This window comes from Rhodoferax sp. UBA5149 (genome assembly GCF_002413825.1).
Lineage (GTDB): Bacteria > Pseudomonadota > Gammaproteobacteria > Burkholderiales > Burkholderiaceae_C > Rhodoferax.
In genome coordinates this window covers 12,570-19,759 of the sequence record NZ_DHXT01000153.1, presented here as the reverse complement: position 1 = coordinate 19,759, position 7,190 = coordinate 12,570, and the positions used below count along the sequence as shown (strand labels likewise).

General features: G+C 57.0%; 6 protein-coding genes and 1 pseudogene. All 7 read left to right on the top strand.

Annotated features, from left to right (window positions below):
- On the top strand, nt 1-390 hold a 390-nt coding region (locus tag B3V69_RS13450), incomplete at its 5' end, for a type II secretion system protein (RefSeq protein WP_296447348.1).
- Nucleotides 391-625: 235 nt separating this feature from the next.
- The gene (locus B3V69_RS13445; RefSeq protein ID WP_296447347.1) at nt 626-1,147 is read left to right on the top strand and encodes a pilus assembly FimT family protein; all 522 of its coding nucleotides are present in this window, start codon (nt 626-628) and stop codon (nt 1,145-1,147) included.
- Nucleotides 1,140-1,616, top strand: coding sequence for a type II secretion system protein (locus B3V69_RS13440; RefSeq protein ID WP_296447346.1), 477 nt, complete (start codon nt 1,140-1,142; stop codon nt 1,614-1,616). The genes B3V69_RS13445 and B3V69_RS13440 overlap by 8 nt, the downstream gene beginning before the upstream one ends.
- A 2-nt stretch (nt 1,617-1,618) precedes the next feature.
- A complete protein-coding gene (locus B3V69_RS13435; RefSeq protein ID WP_296447344.1) occupies nt 1,619-2,443 on the top strand; it encodes a prepilin-type N-terminal cleavage/methylation domain-containing protein in 825 nt (274 codons plus the stop codon).
- Nucleotides 2,440-2,859 carry a hypothetical protein gene (locus B3V69_RS13430; RefSeq protein ID WP_296447343.1) on the top strand — a complete coding sequence of 140 codons (420 nt, stop codon included), beginning with the start codon at nt 2,440-2,442 and terminating at the stop codon, nt 2,857-2,859. The genes B3V69_RS13435 and B3V69_RS13430 overlap by 4 nt, the downstream gene beginning before the upstream one ends.
- A 147-nt stretch (nt 2,860-3,006) precedes the next feature.
- Complete coding sequence (locus tag B3V69_RS13425) at nt 3,007-6,513, top strand: LamG domain-containing protein (protein ID WP_296447341.1); 3,507 nt, start codon at nt 3,007-3,009, stop codon at nt 6,511-6,513.
- A gap of 183 nt (nt 6,514-6,696) precedes the next feature.
- Nucleotides 6,697-7,190: pseudogene (locus tag B3V69_RS13420) on the top strand (hypothetical protein); the annotation flags it as partial.

The window sequence follows — 7,190 nt, the reverse complement described above, 5'->3', positions numbered from 1 at the left end:
GAATTGGTGATGGTGATCGTGATCTTGGGCGTGCTGGCCGCTGTGGCGATTCCGAAGTTTGTGGATTTGAAGGGGGATGCGCAGCAAGCCGCCATGACCGGGGTTGCAGGTGCTGCGGCTTCAGCGTCGGCTATCAACTATGGTGGTTGTGCGATTGCTACTGCTGCAAGTCAGCCAAACAAGTGCAAAGTGGTTAACACATGCAGTTCCATTGGGGCTGTCTTGAGTGGTGGCGCATTTCCTACTGGGTATTCTGCAGCGTCTTCAACGACAGAGCTCGCAGCAGCGCCAGCCTCCAACGGGTTGACCAGAATCTGCAATTTGACCCTGACTGGGTATACCGCGTCACCTGCCGTGACGTTTGAAGTAATCGGCGCTGGCAATCCATAAACAGCCAGAGTTGACGAGGCCTATGGCGGCCTTTTGAAATTTCTGGCTTTGTCCGTGATTTCGGTACGCGAGGGTTTCACCATGAAGCCCTCGCGTTTTTACTTTCTGGGCAGTCGCCAACAAGGGATGCATGGAAGATAATTTGGATTGTCTTATACGTTAAATTTGCCTCTATCCCTCGTGGATGTTACGTAATTAGCTACTGAATATATAGCAATGGAATAATTTGATAGCCATGACAGTTCATCACCGCGACTATGAAGTGATGCTTTGGCAACCGGCCAGGATGCCGCATCAGCGTGGCTTCACGCTGATTGAACTGATCATGGTCATCGTCCTGCTGGGGGTGCTGGCTGTTTTCGCGGCGCCGCGTATTTTCAATAGCAACGATTTCAATGCGCGAGGTTTCCACGACGAGACGCTCTCTTTTCTTCGCTATGCCCAAAAGACGGCAATTGCGCAACGCCGCACGGTGTGCGTGGCGTTTGCCGGAATGACGGGAGCCACTTTGAGCATCGCTTCATTACCGGCCACCCCAACCTGCAACACGGCGTTGCGCGGGCCCAAAGGCGATAGTCCCGGAACTCTCACAGCCAAGCCCGGGGTGGCCTACAACGGCCCACCCATCAGTTTCAATTTCGATGGCTTGGGACAGCCGATTGACGCGGCCGGTGCTCTGGTGGCCACCCAAACCATCCAGATTGGCAATGCGGCCAATGTCATTGTTGAAGCCGGCACGGGCTATGTCCATGAATAGATCACGGCACCGCGGCTTCACGCTGATCGAGCTCATCATTTTTATCGTGGTGGTTTCAGTCGGGCTGGTTGGCATCCTCAAGGTGATGGACGTGACGGTCAAATCCAGCGCCGACCCGATGGTGCGCAAGCAGGCCATGGCGTTGGCCGACTCCATTTTGGAAGAGATTTTGCTTAAGTCTTACTGCGACCCCGACACCGTAAATGCAGGTACTAACCCGCCTACGTGTGGGGTGAACACGGTGGAATCTGGACGCGATGCCTACGACGACGTGGACGACTACAACGGGTTGACCCAGGCAGCTTTCACGGATTTACCCGCGGAATTGACTGGTCCATCGGGCTATGTGATCGCCATCTCTGTAGCCGCACCCGCGAGTTTGAGTGGCGTTCCTATGAAAAAAGTGACGGTAACGGTTTCTCGCGGAAGTGAAAGCATCACCATGACCGGTTACCGGGCCAATTTCTAGCCATGCGCCAAAAAACACTTCAGTGTGGCTTTACGATCATTGAACTGATCATGGTGATTGTCATCATGGGCGCAATCGGCGGTATGGTTTCCGTCTTCATGAAAAGCCCCATTGACGCCTACTTTGCCAGCGCCCGTCGTGCAGCCCTGACCGATGTCGCCGACACGACGGTACGGAGAATGGCGCGCGATATCCGCAAGGCTTTGCCCAACAGCATTCTGAATCCGAACAACCAATGCCTTGAATTCATTCCCACCAAGACCGGTGGACGATACCGGGCCGTTGTCGATGCGTCAGGGAATGGTGACATATTGGACTTTGCTGCCACAGCGCCTGCAGATGGCAGTTTCGACATGCTGGGTGCCAACAGTACGCTGGCCGATCAGGCCATTGCCCGCGGAGACTTGGTCGCCGTCTATAACCTTGGAATTTCCGACGCCAATGCTTATAACGCTGACAATACCTCTGCGGTATCCAGTGTTGGTGCGGGCAGTCTGCCCAATGAAACCAAGATTAACATCGCTCCCATGAAGTTTCCTCTGGCATCCGGCAGCAACCGTTTTCACGTCATTCCCAAGGACGAAAAAGTGGTCGCATTTGTATGTGCCGGCGGCAGTCTTTACCGCACGGCCAGAGCGTTCGCGGGCGCAACTTGCCCAGTGACGGGTGCCATCCTGGCGAGAAATGTGGACGCGTGCAACTTTGTCTATAGCGGCTCTGATTTGCAGCGCAATGCGCTGGTTCAGTTGGGCATCACGTTTAAGGACGGTACCAGCAATGAAACCGTTAGTCTGTATCACGAAGTCCATGTGGACAACACGCCGTGAAACGCATTCACCCCTCTCAGCAAGGCTTCGCCGCCATTGCCGCCATCTTTTTGGTGGTGGTGCTGGCGGCGTTGGGTGGTTTTATGCTCACGTTTTCAAACACGCAGCAGTTAACCTCGGCGCAGGATGTGCAGGGTTCCCGTGCCTACTGGGCCGCGCGCGCGGGGCTGGAGTGGGCACTGGTGGCCGTTCCAGCCGGGCCAGCCCTGTGTCCGAACGCGGTAGCAACACCGGTGGCCGGGCCCCCCTCCCCAATTGAGGGTTTCGCAATCCAAATTCGATGCTCGCGGAATGCCTACGCGGAAGGCGGCGCCATCAGAACCATCTACACATTTGAGTCGATAGCTTCAGCGGGTGGTGCGGTGGCAGGGGTCGGCTATGTTGAACGCAGTCTTTCTGCGTCCATGGAGCAATGACGCCGATGAGTACAGAGTTCTGCCGTGACAGATCGCATTCAATCGGCTCAGGGGCACTAAACAGGAATGCCTCATGACTGAACTCTGCTGTGCGCAGTCGAACTGTTATTTGTCGCTGATGGTCTACAGGACGGTGAGTCAATTTACATGAATAATTTCTGTTGTGCATATTGGGGGCGTGGTCTTGGCCCTGCTTTTTCATGCGGAAAACCGAGGTTCGTTTGCCTCGGGATGGGGCTGCTTGCATGGTTGATGCTGATGGTCTCGATGCCAGCCAGTGCGGTCACTTATACCAACGCGGCCACAACGTTCAGTTGGATCGACGCCAGTACCCATGCACAGGTCGGGCCCGCGACGAGCCCCTACAAATTAAGCAACACAGGAGGTTGTGGCAGTACCACCCCGATTATTGACGACAGCCTGAGCGACAACATGCCGCTTGGCTTTATCTTCAACTACGGTGGGGTGGACTTTAGCCAGGTGCGCATCATGAGCAACGGGCGTCTGCAGTTCAATAACAACACGACCTGCGGCTTTGGTAGCCCGGTGACGCAGTTGCCTTATCCGAATAGCGGTCTCGATTACACCATGCGTATCTATGGCAATGACCTGGATCCAACCGCCAAGTCCGAGGTGCCCGCCTACAACACCAATTGTCTTAACCGGACGACGTGCTATGTCAGTTATGCCACCCTCGGCGCGGCGCCCAATCGCCAATTTGTCGTTACGTGGTATCACGTGCCGGAATGGACCGCTGCTTCCACCGCAGGCGGAAGCTATGACTTACAGATTATCCTGCAGGAAAACGGCGAATTCATCTACCAGTTTGGCAACGACACGCCCGGACCCGGCAACACCAACGCCCAAGTCGGCTGGCAGGTCAGTTCGACCGACTACGCCGTGCCCAATGTGGGGTTCCCGGCCAACAACAGCGCCCTCAGGTTTTACATTCCTGCCCCCATCTCGGAGCTGCGCCTGGATGAAGCGGCCTGGAGCGGCGCCGGGTCGGTTGTCAATGCCGGTGGCGGCGCCAACGGTACGCCGGTAGGTACCGCGCAAACCGTGGCGGGCGGCAAGGTTTGCCGGGGTGGCAACATTCCCGCCAACACGACGACGGGGGTGATCAATGCGGTCGATACCGGGTACGATGTCGACAGCCAGATCGGAAGCAGTGGCGCGATTAGTTTCTGGTACAAGAGCAGTGGTGCCTGGAGCGGGGGAGGCAGCAGTGAGGGCCAGTTGCTGGATGCGACAGTAGTCAATAACCGCTGGTTCTATCTGGTCAAGCAAAATGGGAACGGACGCCTTAGTTTTAACCTGACCGATAGCGCCAACAACAATTTTCAGGTAACAACCGGCAACAATTCCTTTGCCGCTAATGTTTGGGTGCATATCGCCGTCACCTGGAATCTGACGCCGGTTGCCGCTAACAACAGTCTCAAGATTTACGTCAACGGCGCGCTCGCGCAATCTGCCGCCATTGGAACGATTCGGCCACTGTCCCCCTCAATCGGAACCCTGTATGTGGGCGACAACCGCAGCGCCTTCGTTACCAATCCCGGCACTGGCGAATCCGCGAATGGCGTGATGGATGAGATACGCATATACAACTACCAAACGGCGGCCACGGTTATTTTGCGGGATTACAACTCTGTCCGTGCGTGCGCCACACTCGATCACGTCAGGCTTAACCATACTGTGTCCGGAGTGACGTGTACCGGATCTGCCGTAACGGTGAACGCGTGTGCCAGCGTCGACATCGGTGGTGTCTGTACTGCCAATACGGATGGCTTGAGTGGCAACGTTATCGCAAAGAGTTCAGGCGGCACAACACTCGTGACCGTTCCATTCAGCATTGCGGCGGGAAGCAGCGCAACGACTGTCACGGTGCCGGTGACCGCCGCGCAGACCGTGACGTTCGAGGCCAGCGGACTCTCGGTGACCCCAAGCAATACCTGGACATGCTGGAACGGAACTGCCGCCAGTTGCAGCCATGTGTACAACGACGCTGGTTTTATATTTGATGTGCTCAACCATGTGTCGGAGGTCTCTCAGACAGTGGCTGTTCGCGCGGTTAAGAAGGCGGATAGTAGTTTGGCCTGCACGCCGGCGTTTGCCAGCGTCAACAAGGACCTGACATTCAAATGCAGCTATACCAATCCGACGACAGGTGCGCTTCCTGTGCGGGTAGGTGGCAGCGCACTCAATGCGTCCAACAGCACGGCGTCAGCATGTGATGCTGGAGGGCGCGCGGTGACCTTGTCGTTCGACGCCACTGGCGCCGCCAGCACTACTTTCCAGTACGCCGATGTTGGCAATATGTCGCTTACTGCCACTTATACCGGCTCGGGCAGCGACGCGGGCTTGAGTATGACGGGCAGCGATACCTTTATTGCAGCGCCCAAGAGTTTTGCTTTCAGTGCAGTTACTTCTGCGCCCATCAAAGCCGGCAAGAATTTCAATGCAACGGTGACAGCGCTCAACAACGCGGGCGCTGCAACACCGAACTTTGGCAAAGAGACGATGCCGGAAGGCGCGACCCTGTCGTTTACCAAATACCAGCCCACAGGCATAGGCGCGGTGAATGGCTCGTTCACAGGCACTCTGGGGGCATTTACGAATGGCGCTGCGACTGGTACCGACCTCACATGGAGCGAAGTCGGCACCATGGACCTCACGGCCGTGCTGACAAGTACCAGCTACCTGGGATCGGGTCTCACCGTTAGCGGCAACACGGGTAGCGCCGGGGCGGTGGGCCGGTTCATCCCCAGTCACTTTACAACCGTGGTGACGCAGGGTTGCAGCGCTGGTGCGTACACCTATTCGGCGCAGCCCATGGCGGTGCAGGTGACGGCGAAGAACTTTGTTGGATCTACAACCGTCAATTACGACGGCTCGACCAGCACAACGCCCACATTTGCCAAGGCCGTCACGCTTAGTGACGCCAACGCCGTGGCGGGCAGCCTCTCCAGCGCCAGTGTGGCCGCCAATGCGTTCACGGCGGGGGTTGCCAGTGGCACGCCAACCTTCACGTTCACCAGCAACCCCACGGTTGCGTCCACGATCAAATTGCGGGCTATTGAAACGGCGCCTGGCGGAGATGGGGTTTCATCAGCAACAGGAATCGGTGGCGTAGCGGCGACGGCAGTCGAGGGCCTTGCTGCAATTCGTAGCGGCAGAGCCCGCATGCTCAACGCGTACGGATCTGAATTGTTGGACTTGCCAGTGGTATTCCGCGCCGAACACTGGCTCGGAGCGTCCACCGGGTGGCAACTGAACACCGCGGACTCGTGTACAGCCGCTACCCTGTCTTTCGCAGTGGCTGGTGCCGCCGATATCACAGGCAATACTTGCGTCATCGAAGCCATCAACAACAGCGGTAAGGGTTGTTCAGTGGTACCGACGGTCGTGAATCGAACCTACTTAGAGGGTGGCGTTGTGGGGACTGATAGCAATGGGGTCGCCGGGTTCGCAGGCAATTTCAACCTGTGGCTCAGGGCGCCGGGCGCCACCCGTGCCGGCTCTATAGACATCACCGCGACGGTTCCAGCCTGGTTACAGTACAACTGGACCGGGGCGACTGGAAACCCCACGGGGCGCGCAACTTTTGGTGTCTACAAAAGCCCCTTGATCTACCGCCGAGAAAACTATTGAGAACGCCGATTCGTTCCGGGTTTTCCCGTATTGATTAGACAATTAGCGACACTTGCCGGATTGTTGCCACGGCTGAGGCATCAGCTATTAAAATTAGAGCAAACCTGACCTGCACATTGTGTCCTTCATGACTGAAATCTCGCCCAACATTGCCTTGCCCCTTTCACCGGAGATCCTTTGACCATGCGCTGGCCCTGGAGGCGTCAAGGTTCGGGTGAGCAGCTGGTGGTGTCCTGGTCTGGCCAGACGCTGGCTTATGTGCTCGCGCGCGCAGGCGCCGACGGAACGCATCAGGTACTCAAGTTGGGCGTGGAACATCAGGGTGCTGATAGCACGGAAGACTTTGTTCGTCGCCTGCAGGGTTTGGGGCTGAAGGGTCTGGAGGCTCGCATTATGTTGCGGCCGGAGCAATACCAGTTGCTGCAAATCGACGCGCCAGCGGTGCCGCCTGAAGAATTGCGTTCGGCGGCCCGTTATCAGATTCGTGAGATGCTCGACACGCATGTGGACGACGTGACGCTGGATGTGATGCGGGTGGGGGATGGTCAGCAAAAAGGGGCAGGGCATCTCTTTGTGGTGGCCGCGACCAATGCCGTGGTGCGCGGGGTTCTTGAGCTGGGTGACGCCATGCATTGGACGGTCTCCGTGATCGACATTCAGGAAACTGCGCAACGCAA